We start from the raw sequence: 19055 nt of genomic DNA, 5'->3' as shown, positions 1-19055 counted from the left end.
CGGACCGTGCGGTCCGGGGCCTCCGTCAGTGGTGCGCCCGAAGGGATTCGAACCCCCAACCTTCTGATCCGTAGTCAGATGCTCTATCCGTTGAGCTACAGGCGCATCGGCATCCGGGCGTCGCCGCCGTTCAAGCCGGGAACAACTCTACATGTGGCCTTCTCCTGCGCCAAATCCACGGCCGCGCACCGTCGGCGGCGCGTGCGGCGTAATCCGTGTGGGGCGCCCGGAGCCCGGGAGGCTAGGATGGGCCGCACATCACAGTAGAGACCGGCCGCCCACCTCCATGCCGCTCACTGTGGGCCCGGTGCGCCCGGGACGAGTGTTCGACGAAGAGCACCACCACGAGAGCCACGGGCGGCCGGCGGACGGCCTCAACGAGGAGACATGTCAATGGCTGACAACCCCACTGCAACGACGGAGACCACCGGGCTGAACGAGGCTGTGAAGACCGCGCTCGACAACGCGCCCACCACCCACGCGCACCTTCTCGGATGGGTGCGCGAGATGGCGGAGCTCACCGAGCCCGACCGGATCCACTGGGTGGACGGCTCGGAGGAGGAGTGGGACCGGCTCACGGACGAGCTCGTGGACGCCGGCACCTTCGTCCGGCTGAACCAGGAGAGCTTCCCCAACTCCTTCGCCGCGTTCTCCGACCCCGACGACGTCGCCCGTGTGGAGGAGCGCACCTACATCTGCACCAAGACGGAGAGGGGTGCCGGTCCCACCAACAACTGGGAGGACCCGGAGGTCATGCGGGAGACGCTGCGGAAGAAGTTCCGGGGCGCGATGCGGGGACGGACCATGTACGTCATCCCCTTCGTCATGGGTCACCTCGGGGCCTCCCGGCCCAGCTACGGTGTGGAGATCACCGACTCCGCGTACGTGGTCTGCTCCATGCGGATCATGGCCACCATCGGCACGCCGGTGCTCGAGAAGATGACCGAGCAGAACGCGTTCTTCGTGGAGTGCCTGCACTCGCTGGGCGCCCCGCTGCAGCCGGGCGAGCAGGACGTGCCCTGGCCGTGCAACCCGACCAAGTACATCGTCCACTTCCCCGAGGACCGCGCCATCTGGTCCTTCGGCTCCGGCTACGGCGGCAACGCCCTGCTGGGCAAGAAGTGCTACGCCCTGCGCATCGCCTCGGCCATCGCCCACGACGAGGGCTGGCTGGCCGAGCACATGCTCATCCTCAAGGTCACGAACCCGGAGGGCCGGAGCCGGTTCATCTCCGCGGCGTTCCCGTCCGCCTGCGGCAAGACCAACTTCGCCATGCTCGAGCCCACGATCGAGGGCTGGAAGGCGGAGATGGTCGGGGACGACATCGCCTGGATCCGTTTCGGCAAGGACGGTCAGGCCCGGGTGACGAACCCCGAGGCCGGGCTCTTCGGCGTGGCGCCGGGCACCGGCTGGCCCACCAACCCGAACGCCATGCGGGCGATCGCCCGGGGCAACACGATCTTCACCAACGTCGCACTGACCGACGACGGCGGGGTCTGGTGGGAGGGCATGACCGAGGAGGTCCCCGAGCACCTGACCGACTGGAAGGGCCGGAGCTGGACCCCGGAGTCCGGGCGTCCCGCCGCGCACCCGAACTCGCGGTTCTGCACGCCGATCAAGCAGGTCGACATCCTGGCCCCCGAGTACGACGACCCCGAGGGCGTGCCGCTGGACGCGATCGTCTTCGGCGGCCGCCGCAAGACCACGGTCCCGCTGGTGTCCCAGTCCTTCGGCTGGGAGCACGGTGTCTTCCAGGGCGCCACGCTCTCCTCCGAGACCACGGCGGCCGCCAAGGGCGCCGTGGGCGTGGTGCGCCGCGACCCCATGGCCATGTTGCCCTTCATCGGCTACAACGCCAACGACTACCTCGAGCACTGGGTCGAGATCGGGGAGCGCGTCGGCGAGGACGACATGCCGAAGGTGTTCTACGTCAACTGGTTCCGCCGCACGCCGAGCGGCGGGTTCGCCTGGCCCGGGTTCGGCGAGAACTCGCGCGTGGTCAAGTGGATCGTCGACCGCCTCGACGGCAAGGCCGACGGCGAGGACACCGCGATCGGCGTGGTCCCCACCAAGGACGACCTCGACCTGACGGATTTGGAGATCTCCGACGCCGACCTCGAGGCGGCCCTGAAGGTCGACGCCGCCGAGTGGCGGGCCGAGCTGCCGAGCATCGACGAGTGGTTCCACAAGCTGGGCCACGTGCCCGAGTCCATCCTGGAGCAGCGCGCGGGCCTGGAGGAGCGACTGGACCGCGCCTGATCCGCGGCCGCGCCGCCGCCCCCGGGGCCCGGCGTGGGACCCGCCGCGGCGGCCGCGGGCGTGACGGAGGGGCCTCCCGCGCCGGGAGGCCCCTCCGTCGTGCGTGGGACAATGGGTGATCATCTCCCGCGGACGGACGGGGGCGAGGGGATCGGGAAGGAGCGGCCATGGTCGAGCAGAGGGGCCGGTCGTGCGGCTGACGGCGTTCTCCGACATCGCGCTGCGCGTGCTGCTGCTGACCGGCTCGGTCCCCGAGGGGGAGAAGCTGACCACGAGAGCCATCGCCGAGGGGGTGGGTGCGCCGTACCACCACGTCACCAAGACCGTGGGGCGGCTGAGCGGGCTCGGCCTGCTCGCCTCCGCCCGCGGCCGGACGGGTGGCGTGGCCATCACCCCGGCCGGACTCGACGCCTCCGTGGGTGCCCTCCTGCGGGAGCTGGAGGCCGGTTCCGCCATGGTCGAGTGCGAGTCCTCCGGGGGCGACTGCCCGCTGGACCACGGGTGCCGGCTGCGTGCCGCCCTGTCCAGGGCCAGGGAGGCCTTCTACGCGTCGCTCGACGACGTGCGGGTGCGCGACCTGGTCAGCGAGCAGCAGATCGGCCCGGTGATGGTCACCATCGGGCTGCGGCCGCCGGACGCCTCCCCGGGCGCGGCGACGACGGAAGATGCACCGAATTCTTAATAAAGCATCTGTAATGCTAATTTAGGGGTGTCCACCACCGGCACCCCAGGAGGCAACCGTGCTGTCCGACCAGTCCCGTCCCGTCATCGAGCAGACCATCGGCGTCGTCGCCGAGCGCATTCCGCACATCACCCCGGAGTTCTACCGCTCCATGTTCGAGGCCCGCCCCGATCTGCTCGACGGCATGTTCAGCCGCTCCAACCAGAGGAACGGCACCCAGGCACAGGCGCTGGCCGGGTCCATCGCGATGTTCGCCTCCTGGCTGCTGACCCACGAGGACGGGTACCCGGACGAGCTGCTCTCGCGCGTCGCGCACAAGCACGCCTCCCTGGGCGTGCGGCTCGAGCACTACCCGATCGTCCACGAGCACCTCTTCGGCGCGATCGCCCGGGACCTGGGCGACGCCGTCACGCCCGAGGTCGCCGCCGCGTGGGACGAGGTGTACTGGCTGATGGCCGACGCCCTGATCAAGATCGAGAAGGGCCTCTACGCCGCGCAGGCCAACGCCGTGGCGTTCGCACCGTTCCGGGTCGCCGCGAAGGAGCGGACCGGGGCCACCACCACGGCGATCACCCTGGAGCCCGCGGACGGGACCCCCATGACTCCCGCCGAGGCGGGCCAGTACGTGACCGTCCAGGTCCGGATGCCCGACGGCGTGCTCCAGCCGCGCCAGTTCACCCTGGTCCCCGGCCCCGACGGCACCCGCCGCTTCGCCGTCCGCCTCGACGAGCGGGGGGAGGTCACCCCGGTGCTCCACCACGACGTGCGGGTCGGCGACGTCCTGCAGGTCTCCAACCCCTACGGCGACGTCGTGCTGCCGGAGGGGGACGGCCCGCTCGTGCTGGCCTCCGCCGGCATCGGGGTCACGCCCATGCTCGCCTTCCTGGACCGGCTGGTGCGGCAGGAGTCCCGCCGTCGGGTCGTCGTGCTGCACGCGGACCGGTCCGTGGACACCTGGCCGCTGCGCGAGCTGCACGAGATGCTCGTGGCCGAGCTGCCCCACGCGAGCCTCGAGACCTGGATGGAGGTCCCGGGCGAGGGGGACCACGACGGGTTCATGGACCTCGACGCCGTGCTCGTCCCCGCCGACGCGCAGGTGGTGCTGTGCGGCCCGCTGCCCTTCATGAAGGCCGTCCGCTCCGCCGTGATCGCCCAGGGCGTCCCGGGGCGGAACGTGGCCTACGAGATCCTGGGCCCCGACCAGTGGATGCTCCACGACGAGGCGCGCGAGGCCGTCGCCGGCTGAGGGCGGTCCGCGCGAGCACGGGAGGCCCCGCCCGGACGGGTCGGGGCCTCCCGGGTGCACGGGTTCAGGCGCGGACGAGCTCCAGGACCCGGTCCCGGACGTCCTCCATGGTCGCGCGGTCCTTGGCCTCGACGTTCAGGCGCAGGAACGGCTCCGTGTTCGAGGGGCGCAGGTTGAACCACCAGCCTCCGTCCGGGCAGTCGACCGTGGTGCCGTCCAGTTCCTCCACGGTCGTGCCCGGACCGGCGAGGACGTCGAGCACGCGCCGGACCGCGGCGGTCTTGTCCGCGACCGTGGAGTTGATCTCGCCGGAGGCCGCGTAGGGGTCGTACTGCCGCATGAGCTCGCTCAGCGGAAGGTCCTGCTCGCCGAGGGCGGCCAGGAGGTGCATCGCGGCGAGCATGCCCGTGTCGGCGTTGAAGAAGTCCTTGAAGTAGTAGTGGGCGGAGTGCTCCCCGCCGAAGACCGCGGACTCCTCGGCCATGAGGGCCTTGATGAACGAGTGGCCCACCCGCGTGCGCACGGGCCGGCCGCCGCGGGCCGTGACGAGCTCCGGCACGGCGTGCGAGGTGATGAGGTTGTGGATGATCACGGGGGTCTCGACGCCCTCGGCGCGGGCGCGCTCGATCTCCCGTTCGGCCACCAGCGCCGTGACCGCCGACGGCGTGACCGCCGCGCCCTGCTCGTCGACGACGAAGCAGCGGTCGGCGTCGCCGTCGAACGCGATGCCCAGGTCGGCGCCGTGCTCGCGCACCGCCCGCTGGAGGTCCACGAGGTTCTCGGGCTCGAGCGGGTTGGCGGGGTGGTTGGGGAACGTGCCGTCCAGCTCGAAGTACAGGGGGACGATCTCCAGCGGGAGCGGCTCCAGGACGGCGTCGCCGAGCACCGCGGGGGTGGTGAGCCCGGCCATGCCGTTGCCCGCGTCCACGACCACCTTCAGCGGGCGCGCCGCCGAGAGGTCCACCAGGGAGCGCAGGTACGCCGCGTAGTCGGCCAGGACGTCCCGCTGGGTCACCGTGCCGGGGGCGGGGGCCGCGGGGACGGCGCCCTCGTCGAGGTAGCGCTGCGCCAGGTCGCGGATCTCGTAGAGCCCGGTCTCGGAGGAGACGGGGACGGCGCCGGCCCTGGACATCTTCATGCCGTTGTACTGGGAGGGGTTGTGGCTGGCGGTGAACGTCACACCGGCGGCCCGGAACGTCCCGGAGGCGTAGTACAGCTCGTCGGTGGACACGAGCCCGATCTGCACGACGTGGGCGCCCCGGCGGACCGCTCCCTCGGTGAAGGCGGCCACGAACTCCGGGGTGGAGGGGCGCATGTCCCCGCCCGCCAGGACCGTTTCCCCGGCCAGGCCGAGGACGTCCACGAAGGCCGCGCCGGTGGCCCGGACCGTCTCGGCGGTGATGGACTCGCCCACGATGCCACGGACGTCGTAGGCCTTGAACGAGGCTGAGAGATCGATAGTCACAAGGGGAGATCCTAGGCCACCCGCTCCGGGCCGGGCGCCGTGCCTGTGGTTTGATGACGACCATGGCCGAGATCCTCCGCATGCGCAATCCGATCCAGCACTATGCGTGGGGCTCGCGCGAGGTGCTGGCACGCCTCCAGGGCAGGCCCGTCCCGAACCCCGAGCCCGAGGCCGAGCTGTGGGTCGGCGCGCACCCCTCCGCCCCGTCGACCGTGCTGCTGGACGGCCGGGAGCAGCCGCTGGACCGGCTCGTGGCCGAGGATCCGGGCGCGTACCTGCCGCCCTCGGTGCCCGGGGACCGTCTGCCCTGCCTGCTCAAGATCCTGGCCATCGACGCCCCGCTGTCCCTCCAGGTCCACCCCTCCGAGCGACAGGCGGAGGAGGGGTTCGAGCGTGAGGAGCGCGCGGGGATCCCGCTGGACGACCCGCGGCGCAACTACAAGGACCGCTCCGCGAAGCCGGAGACCGTCGTGGCTCTCACCGGGATGGAGCTGCTCACGGGCGTGCAGCCCGCGGACCGGCTGCGCGCCACGGCCGAGAGGCTGGGGCTGGAGTGGCTGCGCGACGTCGTCGCCGGGGGTGGCCCCGCCGTGCCGGCGGTGCTCGGTCTCGACGACGCCACGGCGCGCGACGCCGTCGCGCGCACCGTCGACGCGGCCCGCTCCGCCGCCGCGGACGACCCCGTGGCGGCGCTCGTGCGCCACGTGGCCGACCGTCACCCGGGGGACCGGGGCCTGCTGGTGGCCCTGTGCATGAACCACGTCCGCCTGTCCCCGGGGCAGTCGCTGCACACGCCCGCCCGTCAGCTCCACGCCTACCTGTCCGGGACCGCGGTCGAGGTGATGAGCTCCTCGGACAACGTCCTGCGCGCCGGGCTGACCGGCAAGCACGTCGACGTGGCCGAGCTGCTGGCCGTCCTGGCCGAGGAGCAGGCGGCACCGGAGGTCGTGGAGCCGCCGGCCGACGCCACGGGGGCCCGGGTCTACCCGCTGTGGGACGAGCGCCTGGGGCTGGTGTCCCACGAGCTGGTGCCGGGCCGGCCCGTCCCCGCCGTCCTGCGCGGAACGGCCATGCTGCTGGTGGCGGACGGCCGGGCGGCCGTGCACGCCGCGGACGGCGGGTGGGAGCTGACGGGCGGGGAGTCGGTGCTCCACTGCGGCGACGAGACCCCGGTCGAGCTGACCGGGAACGGCCGGGTCTTCACCGTCACCGTCCGCTGAGCCGCTGACGGGCCCCGGGTGCGGCCGCCCCGGACCCGGGGGCGTGCTCCCTCCGCTTCACAGGGGACGGCCGTTTCACAGGGGACGGCCGTGCACGGGGCCGGGCCGCAGCGGGGCGGACGGGTCCGTCGCGAAGGTCTCCAGCAGGACGTCCACCAGCAGCTGGGCGAACCATCGTTGGGCGGGCCTCTGGTGGCCGGGCTCCCGGGCGTAGACGGCGAGCTGGAGCGGTGGCATCTCCACGGGGTGCGCGAAGACGCGGATCCCGGAGGTCTCCTCCAGGGTCGCGGCCAGCAGCCGCGGCAGGACCGCGATGCAGTCGGTGCGCTCCACGACGGCCAGCAGTCCCGTGAAGCGGGACAGCCGGAGCGCCGTGCGGCCCGGTGCGCCGGCCTGCTCCGCGGCCACCTCGGCCAGGTCGTGGCCCAGGGAGGGCGCGAGTCGGATCCGTGGCTCGACCGCGAGCTGCTCGAGCGTGAGCTCGTCCCGGATGCGAGGGTGGTCGCGGGCGGCGATGATCACGTAGTCGTCCGTTCCGATGACCGTGCGGACGATGTCCGGCCCGCCGATGTACGGGGCGCAGATCGCGGCGTCCACCCGGTTTCGCAGCAGATCGTCGGGGATGTGCTCGACGTCGAGGGGGAGGACCGTGAGCTCCGTCCCGGGAGCCTGCCGCCGCAGGGCGGTCATGACGGGCGGCAGGAACGCCCGCTCGCCGAGGTCCGTCAGGGCCAGGGTGAACCGGTCGCGGGCGGTGACCGGGTCGAACTGCCCCCCTGAGGACATGGCCGAGGAGACCTGTGCGATGCCGGCCTTGACCTGCGGAAAGATGCTCGCCGCGAACGGTGTGGGCCGGAGGCCCCGCCCTTCACGGACGAACAGCTGGTCGTTGCACTGCCGCCGCAGCTTCTTCAGGGAGTGGCTCACCGTGGGCTGGGTGAGGTGCAGCTCCGTGGCGGCGGCCGTCACGCTGCCCTGCTCGTAGACCGTGCAGAACACGCGCATCAGGTTCAGGTCCAGTTCCACAGAGCACTCCTGAAAGGATCGACGCATAGACGACATGTATCGGGGCATCGACAACATGCACTGGTTTGTCGATGATACGCCACTAGAGTGATGGGTATCACAGTCGTGCCGAGCGACGACCCGTCCGGGGTCGGCGCACGGTCCCGACCGAACCAAGAGGAGAAGGGGAGACGAGATGCGACGTCCGATCGTGGCCATGGGAGCAGTGGGGTCCGTGCTGGGGCTGGCGGCGTGCGGAGGAGGCGACGGCGCCGCGGACGGGGAGATGGAGCAGGTCACCGTCGGTGTCATCCCCATCGTGGACACCGCCGCGATCTGGCTGGGCGAGGAGCAGGGCTTCTTCGAGGAGGAGGGCATCGACCTCGAGATCCAGACCACGAGCGGCGGCGCGGCCGCCGTGCCCGGCGTCGTGAGCGGCGACTTCGACTTCGCCTTCGGCAACACCTTGTCCGTGATGGTCGCCCAGAACGAGGGCCTGGACATCCGCTACGTCACCAACGGCACGACGACCTCAGGCAACACCGAGCGCGACTTCAGCGCCGTCGTCGTCCCCGCGGACTCGGACATCCAGAGCCCGGCGGACCTGTCCGGCAAGACCGTGTCGGTGAACAACCTCAACAACATCGGTGACACCACGATCCGCCACGTCGTGGAGGAGGCCGGCGGCGACCCCGACGCCATCGACTTCGTGGAGGTCGGCTTCCCCGACGCCCCCGCGGCCCTGGACCGCGGCCAGGTGGACGCCGCCTGGATCCTGGACCCCTTCCTGTCGCAGGTCCTCGACGAGGGCTCCCGGGCGGTGACCTACAACTTCGTGGAGTTCGACCCGGAGCTCGACATCGCCGGCTACTTCACGACCGCCCAGAAGATCGAGCAGGAGCCCGAGCTCGTCGAGAAGTTCCAGAACGCCATGAACCGCTCCCTCGAGTACGCGAACGAGAACCCGGAGGAGGTCCGCGAGATCGTCGGCACCTACACGGAGATCAGCGACGAGCTGCGCGAGAAGATGACGCTGCCCCGCTACCGCACCGAGTTCGACCGGGAGTCGCTCCAGAAGCTCGGCAGCGCGGCTGTGAAGTACGGCTCGCTGGACCAGGAGCCCGACCTGGACACCCTCCTGCCGTAGTGCGGGAGCACGGATCCACAGAAGGGATCACCGCATGACACGAACCCGCACCGGCCCGTCCCTGGGGCCCGGCGTGCTGGGTGTGCTGGGCATCCTCGTATTCCTGGCCACCTGGCAGCTGCTGCCCCTGACCGGCATCGTCAACCCGCGCTACCTGCCCCCCGCCAGCGAGGTCCTCCTGGAGCTCGGCTCCCAGTTCGTCTCCGCCGGCTTCTGGCTGGCGGTCTGGCAGACCGTCCTGGCCTGGTTCCTGGGGCTGCTCATCGCGGCCGTCTCCGCGATCGTGCTGGGACTCGTGATCGGCAACAGCACGTTCCTGCGCCGGGCCACCCACACCACGATCGAGTTCCTCCGCCCCATCCCCTCGGTGGCGCTCATCCCGCTGGCGGTCCTGCTCTTCGGGGTGCAGCTCGAGTCCACGCTGCTGCTGGTCGTGTACGCGTCCTTCTGGCAGATCCTCATCCAGGTGCTCTACGGGGTCGGGGACGTGGACACCGTCGCGCAGGACACCGCCAAGAGCTACGGCCTCGGGCCGCTCGCCAGGGTCCGCTACGTCACCTGGCCCACGTCCCTGCCCTACGTCATCACGGGGCTGCGCCTGGGCGCGGCGGTGGCGCTCATCCTGGCCGTGACCGCGCAGCTGGTCATCGGCAGCCCGGGGCTGGGCCGGGAGATCGCGCTCGCCCAGTCCGGCGGCGCCGTCACCGCCATGTACGCGTTCATCGTCATGGCCGGGCTGCTCGGCGTGGTCATCAACCTGGGCATGCGGATGCTCGAGCGCCGGGCCCTGTCCTGGCACTCGTCCGTCCGCGGAGAGGTGGCGGTATGAACATCGCCAAGAACCTGGGCTACGCCCTCGGGCTGCCCGTCCTGCTCATCCTGATCTGGTGGGCCTACACGCTGGTCTCCACCAGCTTCTACGTCCCCGAGCCGGGGGAGTTCGCGACGACGTTCGTGGACGTCTGGTTCGGGCAGCGGTTCTTCGACGACGTGCTGCCCAGCATCGGCCGGCTCCTGGTGGGGCTGGCGCTGTCCATCCTCGTGGGCATCGTGGCGGGGCTGGTGATCGGCTCCGTGCGCTGGCTGCGCAACCTGCTCGAGCCCGTGCTCGAGTTCTTCCGGGCGATCCCGCCCCCGGTGCTCGTGCCGGTGCTGATGCTGCTCATCGGCGTGAACGACCAGATGAAGGTCGTGGTGATCGTGCTGGGGTCGGTGTGGCCGGTCCTGCTGAACACCATCGAGGGCGTGCGCTCGGTCGACACGGTCATGACGGAGACCGCGCGCTCCTACGGGATCCACGGTTGGTCGCGGGTCGTCCACCTCGTGATCCCGGCGGCCAGCCCTCAGATGATGGCCGGGATCCGGCAGGCCCTGTCGATCGGCCTGATCCTGATGGTGATCTCGGAGATGTTCGCCTCGTCCTCGGGGCTCGGGTTCACCATCGTCCAGTTCCAGCGATCGTTCGCCATTCCGGAGATGTGGAGCGGCATCGCCGTGCTGGGTCTCATCGGCGTGGTGCTGGCGTTCGTCTTCCAACGTGTTGAACGCAAGGTCCTCGCCTGGTACCGGGGCCTGAAAGAGGTGGAGAATGCAGGCTGACAACGGAAGCTCGGCAGTCAACGAGAACGCATCCCGGCCCGGCACGGGCGACGTCGGCGCCGGGCGCACCGGCGGCAAGGACGTGCTGCTGTCGGTGCGCGGGCTGCAGAAGATCTATCAGAGCGAGCACGGGGACGTGGAGGCCGTCCGCAACCTCACGTTCGACCTCGGACGCGGCGAGCTGGCGTGCCTCGTGGGCCCGTCCGGCTCCGGCAAGACCACGCTGCTCAAGTGCATCTCCGGGCTCATGGCGCCGACCTCCGGCGAGGTGCTCCTCGGGGGCGAGACGGTGACCGGCCCGCCCAAGGACATGGCCGTGGTCTTCCAGGAGTACGGGCGCAGCCTGTTCCCCTGGATGACGGTCCGCGAGAACGTGGAGCTGCCCCTGAAGAACGCCAAGACTCCCCGTGACGAGCGCCGGCGGCTCGTGGCGGACGCGATCGACGCCGTGGACCTCGCCGGCGCGGACAAGAAGTACCCCTGGCAGCTCTCCGGCGGCATGCAGCAGCGCGTGGCGATCGCTCGCGCGGTGGCCTACCAGCCGAAGATCCTGCTCATGGACGAGCCGTTCGCCGCCGTCGACGCCCAGACCCGCGCCGATCTCGAGGACCTGATCCGCGACGTGTGGCACCGGATGGGCGTGACCGTGCTGTTCGTGACCCACGACATCGACGAGTCCGTCTACCTCGGAGAGCGCGTCATCATCCTCTCCAGTTCCCCGACGGTCGTCCAGGAGGATCTCGCGATCGACCTGCCGGACGAACGGGACCAGCTCACGACGCGCGGTATGCCGCGGTTCACCGAGCTGCGCGGGCACGTCTACGAGGAGATCCAGAGGGCCAAGCGCGAAGCCGGCACGAGGGCCTGACCCACCCGGCGGCCCCGCCGAGCTCAACAGAAGGAAGTGCGCCATGAGAATCCTGACCACCACGACCTCCGGCGGGACGACGACGGCCCCGCCCGGGGAGCACGGGACACCCTGCTGCCGAGGGGAGGTGCGTGGGGCGTGAGGGTCGCGGAGGCCGTGGGGCGCACCCTCGCGCTGCTGGGCGTGCGCCAGGTGTTCGGCGTCACCGGGAGCGGCAACTTCCACTTCACCAACGCCCTGATCGACGGCGGGGCCACGTTCACCGCGGCACGGCACGAGATGGGCGCCGCCTGCATGGCCGACGCCTGGTCGCGCAGCACGGGCGAGGTCTCGGCGGTCAGCGTCCACCAGGGGTGCGGGCTGACCAACGCGCTGACCGGCGTGGTGGAGGCGGCGAAGAGCAGGACCCCTGTGCTGGTGCTCTCCGGCGACACGCCGGCCTCGAACCGGACCTCGAACTTCTGGATCGACCAGTCGACGGCGGTCAGGGCTCTCGGCGTGGAGGTGGAACGGGTCCACTCCGCCGCCACCTGTGTGGAGGACGCCGTGCGCGCGTTCCGCCTGGCCCGGGACGAGCGCCGCACGGTGCTGCTGAACATGGCGCTCGACGTCCAGGAGCAGGAGGTCGAGTGGTCGGAGGAGTCGGTGCCGGCCATCGCGCCACGGATGGTCCCCGGCCCGTCGCCGGACGCGGTCACGGCACTCGCGGACCTGCTGGCCGGGGCCGAGCGGCCGGTGCTCGTCGGCGGGCGCGGCGCCCTGGGTGCGCGGGCCGAGATCGAGCAGCTGGCCGACCGGGTGGGGGCGCTGCTGACGACCTCCGCCGTGGGGCGCGGCATCTTCCACGGCAGCCCGTGGTACCTGGACGTCATGGGAGGCTTCTCGACGCCCACGACCGCTCAGCTCATCCAGGACGCCGACGTGGTGGTCGCCTTCGGGGCCGGCCTGAACCGGTGGACCACCCGCGGGGGCAAGCTGCTGGCCGGGGCACGAGTGGTCCAGGTGGACCTCAGTGCGGAGGCCATCGGTTTCCACCGGTCCGTGGAGTTCGGCGTCGTGGGAGACTCCGCCCTCGTGGCCGAGGCCGTGGGCCGGGAGCTCGAGACCCGCGGCACGCGGTCCCGTGGCTACCGCACGGAGGACGTGGCCCGGAAGATCCGCGACGGCAGCGACTGGGTCGACGTTCCGTTCGAGGAGATCAGCTCGGAGGACACCGTGGACCCCCGGTCCCTGACCATCGCGCTGAACGAGATGCTTCCCCGGGAACGCGTCGTGGTCCCCGACGGCGGGAACTTCAACGGCTATCCCGCCATGTTCCTGCAGGTGCCCGACGCGCGCGGCTACTGCCTGCCGCTGGCCTTCCAGTCCATCGGCCTGGCCCTGGCCTCCGCCGTCGGGGCCTCGCTGGCCAACCCCGACCGGTTGACGGTCGCCGGCGTCGGCGACGGTGGGTTCATGATGAGCCTCGTGGAACTGGACACGGCCGTCCGGCTGGGGCTGCCGCTCGTCGTGGTGGTCTACGACGACCACGCCTACGGGGCCGAGGTGCACCACTTCGTCCACGAGAACGCCTCGATGGAGACCGTGGAGTTCCCCGACAAGGACATCGCCGCCGTCGCCCGCGGCTTCGGGTGCACCGCGCTCACGGTGCGCCGGCTGGAGGACCTCGAGGGCGTGCGGGACTGGCTCGAGGGGGACAGGGACACGCCGCTGGTCGTCGACGCGAAGATCAGCTCCTTCCCGTCCTGGGTGCTCGCCCACACGTTCGACGACGAGTGAGGTCCCGGGGCCCCGCCGATCCCGCCGCGGCGGGGCCCCGGCCCAGCCACCTGCACGAGCCGCCCGTCCGGGGCCCGGTGCCGGTCGAAGTCGGCCATGCTGCAGGCCACCCGGGTGAGCATGCCCGTGGTCCACGCACCGCACCGCGCCGGGACGGTCGTGGCAGCGCGGGTCGGCGGTGGCGAAGTGCAGCGCCACGCACGGGGAGTCGGACCGGTCGAGCAGCCGCGTGGGCAGACCGTGGTGCTGGGCCACGCCCGGCCGGTTCCAGTCCGACTCGCCCGGGGAGGTGTCGCGCGCGGCGTACTGGCGGAAGTTGCGCAGGATGTGCGGTTCGATCCTGTCGCTCGGGTCGCCGCACAACCGGTACAGGCCGGTGTGCAGGTCCCGGGCCGCCGGCTCCGGCGCCGGACGGATCTGGGTGAACCAGGACAATGCGGCGGTCAGGAGGGCGAAGCCGATGAGGGACTCGACCGCTGCCGCCATCCGTGGCGGTGGCCGCTGTGCCGGGCGACCCACCGCACGAGGCGCAGCACGCCGTTTCTGAGCGTGCCCCGGCCGCGGAGCGGGTCAGTTGGCGAAGACGTCCAGCAGCCGGCCGTCGCCCGTCCAGAGCGCCACGGACTCCCCGCCGTTGTTGAGCACGGAGGAGGCGCGGCCGTTGTAGTACGCGTCCTCGGTGTGGGTGCCCGGGCCGGTGTGCACGCGCAGCTGCTCGCCCGGAGCCAGCTCGTAGCCCTCGCCCACGGTGAGGACGTTGCTGGCGGCGTCGCGCAGCACGTACCCGCTGACATCCACCGTGGTCCGGCCCGTGTTGGTGAGCAGCACGTGCTCGCCGGTCTCGGGCTGCACGTCGTCCCCGGGGACGTCGTTGACCGAGTCCTCGACCTGGATCCCGTTGTTCGTCGGGAACGGCCGGAGCCCGCCGAGGTAGCGGCCCGTCTGGACCGGGAAGTCGCCGGTGACCATGTCCACGCCGAGGTCGACCACGTGCTGGACCGCCTCCGGGGAGTTCACCGTGTAGACGCCCAGGTCCAGGCCGGCGGCGTCGACGCGCGCGACGCCGGCGGCGTCGAGGGTGCGGTAGTCGGTGCCCACGGAGTCCACGAACCCGGCCCACCGCTCGATCGTGGCGGCGTCCGGGACGGTGCCGGTGAGCTGCTGCAGGGGCACCTCGGGGGCCAGGTCGGAGAACGTCCGGTTGGACGCCTCGTCGAAGCCGATGACGGTGACCTTGCCCGCTCCGAGCAGCTTGGCCCAGTCCTCGTCCAGGGCCAGGGCGTCGGCGACGACCTGCTCGATGCCCGGGGAGTTCTGCGGGGACTTGATCTCGATGTAGACGCCGGTGTTGACGGTGGCGACCTTCGCGGCGTCGTCCAGGTGCGGGATCCTCTCCCCGGCGAATGTCGAGCCGAAGAAGGAGCCCGCGTCGAGCTGCTGCAGCTCGTCCCAGGTGAAGGACGTGACCGGGTCGTTCTCCCGGCCGGGGAAGACGTCCTCGACGTTCGTCGTGCGCGCGGGGGTGTTGTCGTGGAAGAGGAAGGGCACGCCGTCGGCGCTGAGCTGGACGTCGACCTCGAAGTGGTCGACGCCGGCGGCGCGGGCGTCCGTGAACCCGGGGACGGTGTTCTCGGGGGCGGTGCCGGCGGCACCGCGGTGACCGATGGCGAGGGGGCCCTCGGTCCCGGCCGGGGCTGCGACGGCGGGCAGCGCCGAACCGAGCACGGCGGCGGCGGACAGGGTCGCGGCGGCGCCGCGCAGGGTGCGGACGGAAGGAGAGGTCATGACGGTGCTCCTCTGTGCTGGGGGGACGGTGTCCCTCCAGGAAAGGGGAGCCCGGAGACCGCGAGGTCAACGCGCAGTGAAGCCCGGGTGATCTCCTGACGTCCCGCACGCCGCCGGTACCGTGGTCGCCATGGAGCCCGCCACCCTCGTCAACATCCTCCTGGTCCTGCTCTTCGTGCTGATCGGAGGTGTCTTCGCGGGCACCGAGATGGCGATCGTGAGCCTGCGGGAGAGCCAGGTCAAGCGGATCGAGCGCTCGGGCCGGAGGGGCGCCCGCGCCGCCGCGCTCGTGCGGGAGCCCAACACCTTCCTCTCCGCCGTGCAGATCGGGGTGACGGTCGCGGGGTTCTTCTCCTCCGCCTACGGCGCCTCCACGCTGGCTCCCGGCGTGGAGCCGCTGCTGGAGGGCGCCGGGCTCTCCTCGTCCGCCGCTCGCACCGTGGCCCTGGTCGGGACGACCCTGCTCATCGCCTACCTGTCCCTCGTGCTGGGCGAGCTCGTCCCGAAGCGGCTGGCCATGCAGCGCGCCGTCGGGTTCACCCGGGTCCTGGCGCCGCCCCTGAACCTCTTCGCCACGCTCATGCGCCCGGCCATCGCGGTGCTCTCGGCGTCCACGGACCTCGTGGTGCGGCTCCTCGGCGGGGATCCGCACGCCGTCACGGAGGAGGTCTCGCCCGAGGAGATCCGCGACATGGTCGTCGACACCCGCGGACTCGGGCCCGTCTCCCGCTCGATCCTCACGGACGTCTTCGAGGCCGGTGAGCGGCGCCTGACGGAGGTCATGCGGCCCCGCACCGACGTCCACTTCCTGGACGGCGCCCTGCCCGTGACCGAGGCGTACCGGATCGCGCTGTCCCTGCCCCACTCGCGCTACCCGGTCACGGGATCGGACGTGGACGACGTCGTGGGCTTCGTGCACGTCCGCGACCTCGTGCAGGCCGACGCCGACGGGGACGGGACCATCGAGCCGCCGTTGCGGACCCTGCGGGACCTGGCTCGTCCGATCCCCTTCGTGCCCGAGAGCAGCCACGTGCTGCGCACCCTGCAGCTGATGCGCCAGGGCGGCCACCACATCGCGATCGTCGTCGACGAGTACGGGGGGACGGCGGGCATCGTCACCCTGGAGGACCTGGTCGAGGAGCTGGTGGGGGAGATCTACGACGAGTTCGACACCGGGCGCCGGGAGCACGAGGACACCGTGCTGCACCGCGGCGAGGCCGTGCTCGTGGACGGCGGGCTCATCATCCAGGAGGTGCCGGAGGAGAGCGGCCTCACCATCCCGGAGGGGCACTACGAGACCGTGGGCGGATTCGTGATGGACCGGCTGGGCCGGGTGGCCCGCCCGGGCGACGTCGTCGACGTCGACGGGTACCGGCTGGAGGTCCTGGCGACGGAGGGCCCGCGCGTGGAACGGGTGCGCATCACCCGTCTGCCGGGCTCCGGCGCCCCGGGGGCGCGGCCGGCCGGGTGAACGACCGGGCGTGCGCCCCCGGGGCCGGAGCCGGCGACACCGGCCACGGACGGGATCCGGGGGAGAATGCGCACGAGAACCTGTGCTATTCATTCCCGCCCTGCCGGGGCATCCTGGAGGGACGAAGAGGCCGGTGCCTCCGGCGCGGCCTCGCGGACCTTCCAGGAGGAATCGTCATGGCCACCACAGAGTTCGTTCCCGTCTCCGGCTGCAGCGTGGGGCAGTGCTCGTTCAACCACGACCACGAGTGCTCCGCCCACGCGATCACCGTGACCGGCTCGTCCGGCCACGCCCAGTGCGGCACCTTCATCTCCCTCGGCGCCGACGGCGGCCTGCCCACCGTCCACGCCGAGGTCGGCGCCTGCCAGCGCGCCGAGTGCACGCACAACTCGCACCTGATGTGCACGGCCCACGACGTCAAGATCGGCGCGGGAGCGGACGAGGCGGACTGCCTGACCTACCAGGCGGCCTGATCCGGCCGCCGACCGACGGCGCAGCGCCCCGACGCCCCGACCCCGGGGTCCGGGGCGTCGTCGTGCCCGGGACCGGTGCCCGCGGTGCTCCCGGGAAGCGCCCGGGACTGTGCCCCGGCGCCCCGCGCGCGGGACAATGGAGGTGTCCGAGCACCGCACGAGGAGCCACGAGAGGACGGAAGGGCCATGGACGAGGAGATCCGGCTCAGCGGGGCCGATCACCCGCACGTGCCGATCCCACGGCTGGGCGAGCTCGATGCCATCTGGATCCGCAGGACCGTCCTGACCGCCGTGGCCGGGCTGGTGGTGGGGCTGCTGGCCGGGATCGCCGCGGCGCTGCTCCTGGACGAGGGAGGAAGGCTCAGCCCGGCCGAGTGGGGGCTCACGGCCGGTGGTGCCGCCCTGCTGCTCGGCGGCGTCGTCCTCTCGCTGACCCGTGCGGACGACGCGCCCCGCAACGACCTCATGGACGCCCGGGCCCGGGCGGCCAAGGGGCTGCGGATGTCCGTGCGGCGCGCCACGGTCCCGCAGGACCCCGCGCTGCGGGAGATGCAGGACTACATGGCCGTGGAGATGGTCCAGTACGTCTGGCCCATCCTGTTGAGCGTCCCGGGCATGGTGCTCGTGGTGTGGGCGATCTTCGTCCCGTTCCCAGCCGTGGTCGTCGCGCTCGTGCTCGTGGCGGTGTGGGCGGTGGTCCGTGTCAACGGGACCGTGGTGGGCCGGCGCTACTACCGGCTGCGGGGCCTCGAGTGACGGCGGTGCCGCGCGGGCGTGCGGGGCGGGTCAGCGCCGCGGGAGGCGCACGAGCTCCACGTCCGTGAGCCGGCCGGCCTCGGCCACCGCCGTCAGGTAGGTGCAGTGCGGCTGCCGCCTCCGGTCCGTGGGGGAGCCCGGGTTGAGCAGGCGCATGCCGGCCGGGGTGGTGCTGTCCCACGGGATGTGGCTGTGCCCGAAGACGAGGACGTCGAGGTCCGGGAAGGCGCGGTCCATGCGCTTCTCCCGCCCGGCCGAGGCCCCGGTCTCGTGGACCATGCCGAGGCGCACGCCCCCGATCCTCTCGCGGGCGACCTCGGGCAGCCGTTCTCGCAGCTCGGGCCCGTCGTTGTTGCCCCACACCCCCACCAGTCGTGCGGCCCGCGCCCGGAGCCGGTCCAGGGTCGCGAGGTCGACCCAGTCACCCGCGTGGAGCACCACGTCGGCCTCGTCCACCGCGCGCCAGAGCGGGTCGGGCAGATCGCGGGCGCGCCGGGGGACGTGGGTGTCGGCGATCAGCAGGAGTCGGGCCATGCACCCAGCCTCGCACGGAGACCGTCCTGGGCGCTCCGGCGGGCGCTCCCGCGGGCGCCCCGCCGGACGTCGGTCGCCGGCGGTGTCGCCGAGCGCGAACGCGGCCGCCCGGCTCTTCCCCTCGGCGGCCCGGTGGGGCCACAGTGGTGCCGGGTCACCGGCCGGGCCCACCGGCCCCCACGTCCCACCCGCCATCGCACCAGGAGGTTTCCGCATGACCGCAGACATCACCGGGAAGAAGATCGCGTTCATCGCCACGAACGGGGTCGAGGAGCCCGAACTCGCCGGGCCGTGGAAGGCTGTGCAGGACGCCGGAGGCACCCCGGTGCTGCTGTCCTCGGAGCGCGGCGCGATCACCGCGCTGCAGGGCGACTGGGACCGCGGCGGCAGCTACGAGGTCGACGGCACCCTGGCCGACGCCTCGGCCGAGGACTTCGACGCCCTGGTCCTGCCGGGAGGAACCCTCAACGCCGACACCTTGCGCGTGGAGCAGGACGCCCTGCGCCTGGTCCGGGAGTTCGACGCCGCGGGCAAGCCGATCGCCGCCATCTGCCACGCGCCCTGGATCCTCCTCGAGGCGGGGCTGGCCCGGGGGAGGCGGCTCACCTCCTACCACTCGCTCGCCACGGACCTGAAGAACGCCGGCGCGCAGTGGGTCGACGAGGAGGTCGTCGTCGACGGCAGGCTCGTGACCTCTCGCAGCCCCCGCGACCTCGGGGCGTTCAACCGGGAGGCGCTGGCGATGTTCGCCGCCTGACGCCGCGCG

The 19055-nt window shown here is 71.9% G+C and carries 17 protein-coding genes, 1 tRNA gene and 1 pseudogene; 13 read left to right on the top strand and 6 right to left on the bottom strand.

All coding sequences use genetic code 11. The features are described 5' to 3' along the window. Positions 1-29 precede the first annotated feature (29 nt). Positions 30-105 (bottom strand) — tRNA-Arg (locus ACH9EU_RS00510). 288 nt (positions 106-393) lie between these two features. Between ACH9EU_RS00510 and ACH9EU_RS00505 the strand changes: the two genes are divergently transcribed. The 3 genes from ACH9EU_RS00505 (at position 394) to ACH9EU_RS00495 (ending at position 4187) form a co-directional block, all read left to right on the top strand. Beyond that, positions 394-2259, top strand: a complete 1866-nt coding sequence (locus tag ACH9EU_RS00505; protein ID WP_396411968.1) for a phosphoenolpyruvate carboxykinase (GTP) — start codon at positions 394-396, stop codon at positions 2257-2259. A gap of 190 nt (positions 2260-2449) precedes the next feature. Next, a complete protein-coding gene (locus ACH9EU_RS00500; RefSeq protein ID WP_396411967.1) occupies positions 2450-2941 on the top strand; it encodes an Rrf2 family transcriptional regulator in 492 nt (163 codons plus the stop codon). A 58-nt stretch (positions 2942-2999) separates the two neighbouring features. Further along, complete coding sequence (locus ACH9EU_RS00495) at positions 3000-4187, top strand: globin domain-containing protein (RefSeq protein ID WP_396411966.1); 1188 nt, start codon at positions 3000-3002, stop codon at positions 4185-4187. A 64-nt stretch (positions 4188-4251) separates the two neighbouring features. On the opposite strand, the gene ACH9EU_RS00490 is transcribed toward ACH9EU_RS00495, so the two are convergent. Beyond that, positions 4252-5652 (bottom strand): phosphomannomutase/phosphoglucomutase, encoded by a 1401-nt coding sequence (locus ACH9EU_RS00490; RefSeq protein WP_396411965.1) that lies wholly within the window; start codon positions 5650-5652, stop codon positions 4252-4254. Positions 5653-5714: 62 nt separating this feature from the next. Between ACH9EU_RS00490 and manA the strand changes: the two genes are divergently transcribed. Then, positions 5715-6872, top strand: coding sequence for a mannose-6-phosphate isomerase, class I (gene manA / locus ACH9EU_RS00485; protein WP_396411964.1), 1158 nt, complete (start codon positions 5715-5717; stop codon positions 6870-6872). Between the two features lie 75 nt (positions 6873-6947). On the opposite strand, the gene ACH9EU_RS00480 is transcribed toward manA, so the two are convergent. Beyond that, positions 6948-7898 carry a LysR substrate-binding domain-containing protein gene (locus ACH9EU_RS00480; protein ID WP_396411963.1) on the bottom strand — a complete coding sequence of 317 codons (951 nt, stop codon included), beginning with the start codon at positions 7896-7898 and terminating at the stop codon, positions 6948-6950. A 175-nt stretch (positions 7899-8073) separates the two neighbouring features. Here ACH9EU_RS00480 and ACH9EU_RS00475 point away from each other — a divergent pair, with 175 nt between their 5' ends. From ACH9EU_RS00475 to ACH9EU_RS00455, 5 genes are all read left to right on the top strand, one after another. Beyond that, complete coding sequence (locus tag ACH9EU_RS00475) at positions 8074-9024, top strand: ABC transporter substrate-binding protein (RefSeq protein ID WP_396411962.1); 951 nt, start codon at positions 8074-8076, stop codon at positions 9022-9024. A gap of 34 nt (positions 9025-9058) precedes the next feature. Continuing rightward, positions 9059-9853 carry an ABC transporter permease subunit gene (locus ACH9EU_RS00470; RefSeq protein WP_396411961.1) on the top strand — a complete coding sequence of 265 codons (795 nt, stop codon included), beginning with the start codon at positions 9059-9061 and terminating at the stop codon, positions 9851-9853. Beyond that, entirely contained in the window at positions 9850-10623 is a 774-nt protein-coding gene (locus tag ACH9EU_RS00465; RefSeq protein WP_396411960.1) for an ABC transporter permease subunit, read from the top strand. Before ACH9EU_RS00470 ends, ACH9EU_RS00465 begins: the two co-directional genes overlap by 4 nt. Then, entirely contained in the window at positions 10613-11491 is an 879-nt protein-coding gene (locus ACH9EU_RS00460; protein ID WP_396411959.1) for an ATP-binding cassette domain-containing protein, read from the top strand. The genes ACH9EU_RS00465 and ACH9EU_RS00460 overlap by 11 nt, the downstream gene beginning before the upstream one ends. 138 nt (positions 11492-11629) lie before the next feature. Continuing rightward, complete coding sequence (locus ACH9EU_RS00455; protein WP_396411958.1) at positions 11630-13270, top strand: thiamine pyrophosphate-binding protein; 1641 nt, start codon at positions 11630-11632, stop codon at positions 13268-13270. A 219-nt stretch (positions 13271-13489) separates the two neighbouring features. On the opposite strand, the pseudogene ACH9EU_RS00450 reads toward ACH9EU_RS00455, so the two are convergent. Together ACH9EU_RS00450 and ACH9EU_RS00445 are read right to left on the bottom strand one after the other, a co-directional pair. Continuing rightward, positions 13490-13756, bottom strand: a pseudogene (locus ACH9EU_RS00450) (FRG domain-containing protein); the annotation flags it as partial. A gap of 84 nt (positions 13757-13840) precedes the next feature. Next, a complete protein-coding gene (locus ACH9EU_RS00445; protein ID WP_396411957.1) occupies positions 13841-15055 on the bottom strand; it encodes a glycerophosphodiester phosphodiesterase family protein in 1215 nt (404 codons plus the stop codon). Between the two features lie 130 nt (positions 15056-15185). Between ACH9EU_RS00445 and ACH9EU_RS00440 the strand changes: the two genes are divergently transcribed. The 3 genes from ACH9EU_RS00440 to ACH9EU_RS00430 all read left to right on the top strand — a co-directional run bounded on the left by ACH9EU_RS00440 (position 15186) and on the right by ACH9EU_RS00430 (position 17755). Continuing rightward, positions 15186-16526 carry a CNNM domain-containing protein gene (locus tag ACH9EU_RS00440; protein ID WP_396411956.1) on the top strand — a complete coding sequence of 447 codons (1341 nt, stop codon included), beginning with the start codon at positions 15186-15188 and terminating at the stop codon, positions 16524-16526. A 176-nt stretch (positions 16527-16702) separates the two neighbouring features. Beyond that, positions 16703-16999: a DUF1540 domain-containing protein gene (locus ACH9EU_RS00435; protein ID WP_396411955.1), complete on the top strand. Its 297-nt coding sequence runs from the start codon at positions 16703-16705 to the stop codon at positions 16997-16999. 186 nt (positions 17000-17185) lie between these two features. Then, a complete protein-coding gene (locus ACH9EU_RS00430) occupies positions 17186-17755 on the top strand; it encodes a hypothetical protein (protein ID WP_396411954.1) in 570 nt (189 codons plus the stop codon). 30 nt (positions 17756-17785) lie between these two features. On the opposite strand, the gene ACH9EU_RS00425 is transcribed toward ACH9EU_RS00430, so the two are convergent. Continuing rightward, on the bottom strand, positions 17786-18289 hold the full coding sequence (locus ACH9EU_RS00425; protein ID WP_396411953.1) for a YfcE family phosphodiesterase: 504 nt from the start codon (positions 18287-18289) through the stop codon (positions 17786-17788). Between the two features lie 214 nt (positions 18290-18503). On the opposite strand from ACH9EU_RS00425, the gene ACH9EU_RS00420 reads away from it, so the two are divergent. Continuing rightward, entirely contained in the window at positions 18504-19046 is a 543-nt protein-coding gene (locus tag ACH9EU_RS00420) for a DJ-1/PfpI/YhbO family deglycase/protease (protein ID WP_396411952.1), read from the top strand. Positions 19047-19055: the final 9 nt, after the last annotated feature.

The organism is Kocuria rhizosphaerae (genome assembly GCF_044462265.1).
Taxonomy (GTDB): Bacteria; Actinomycetota; Actinomycetes; order Actinomycetales; family Micrococcaceae; genus Kocuria; species Kocuria rhizosphaerae.
This window is presented reverse-complemented; position numbering and strand designations above follow the sequence as displayed.

Coding starts and splice junctions, on each gene's coding strand:
- ACH9EU_RS00505 (WP_396411968.1), top strand. CDS start 394: ATGGCTGACAACCCCACTGCAACGACGGAGACCACCGGGCTGAACGAG.
- manA (WP_396411964.1), top strand. CDS start 5,715: ATGGCCGAGATCCTCCGCATGCGCAATCCGATCCAGCACTATGCGTGG.
- ACH9EU_RS00475 (WP_396411962.1), top strand. CDS start 8,074: ATGCGACGTCCGATCGTGGCCATGGGAGCAGTGGGGTCCGTGCTGGGG.
- ACH9EU_RS00470 (WP_396411961.1), top strand. CDS start 9,059: ATGACACGAACCCGCACCGGCCCGTCCCTGGGGCCCGGCGTGCTGGGT.
- ACH9EU_RS00465 (WP_396411960.1), top strand. CDS start 9,850: ATGAACATCGCCAAGAACCTGGGCTACGCCCTCGGGCTGCCCGTCCTG.
- ACH9EU_RS00460 (WP_396411959.1), top strand. CDS start 10,613: ATGCAGGCTGACAACGGAAGCTCGGCAGTCAACGAGAACGCATCCCGG.
- ACH9EU_RS00445 (WP_396411957.1), bottom strand. CDS start 15,055: ATGACCTCTCCTTCCGTCCGCACCCTGCGCGGCGCCGCCGCGACCCTG.
- ACH9EU_RS00440 (WP_396411956.1), top strand. CDS start 15,186: ATGGAGCCCGCCACCCTCGTCAACATCCTCCTGGTCCTGCTCTTCGTG.
- ACH9EU_RS00435 (WP_396411955.1), top strand. CDS start 16,703: ATGGCCACCACAGAGTTCGTTCCCGTCTCCGGCTGCAGCGTGGGGCAG.
- ACH9EU_RS00430 (WP_396411954.1), top strand. CDS start 17,186: ATGGACGAGGAGATCCGGCTCAGCGGGGCCGATCACCCGCACGTGCCG.
- ACH9EU_RS00425 (WP_396411953.1), bottom strand. CDS start 18,289: ATGGCCCGACTCCTGCTGATCGCCGACACCCACGTCCCCCGGCGCGCC.
- ACH9EU_RS00420 (WP_396411952.1), top strand. CDS start 18,504: ATGACCGCAGACATCACCGGGAAGAAGATCGCGTTCATCGCCACGAAC.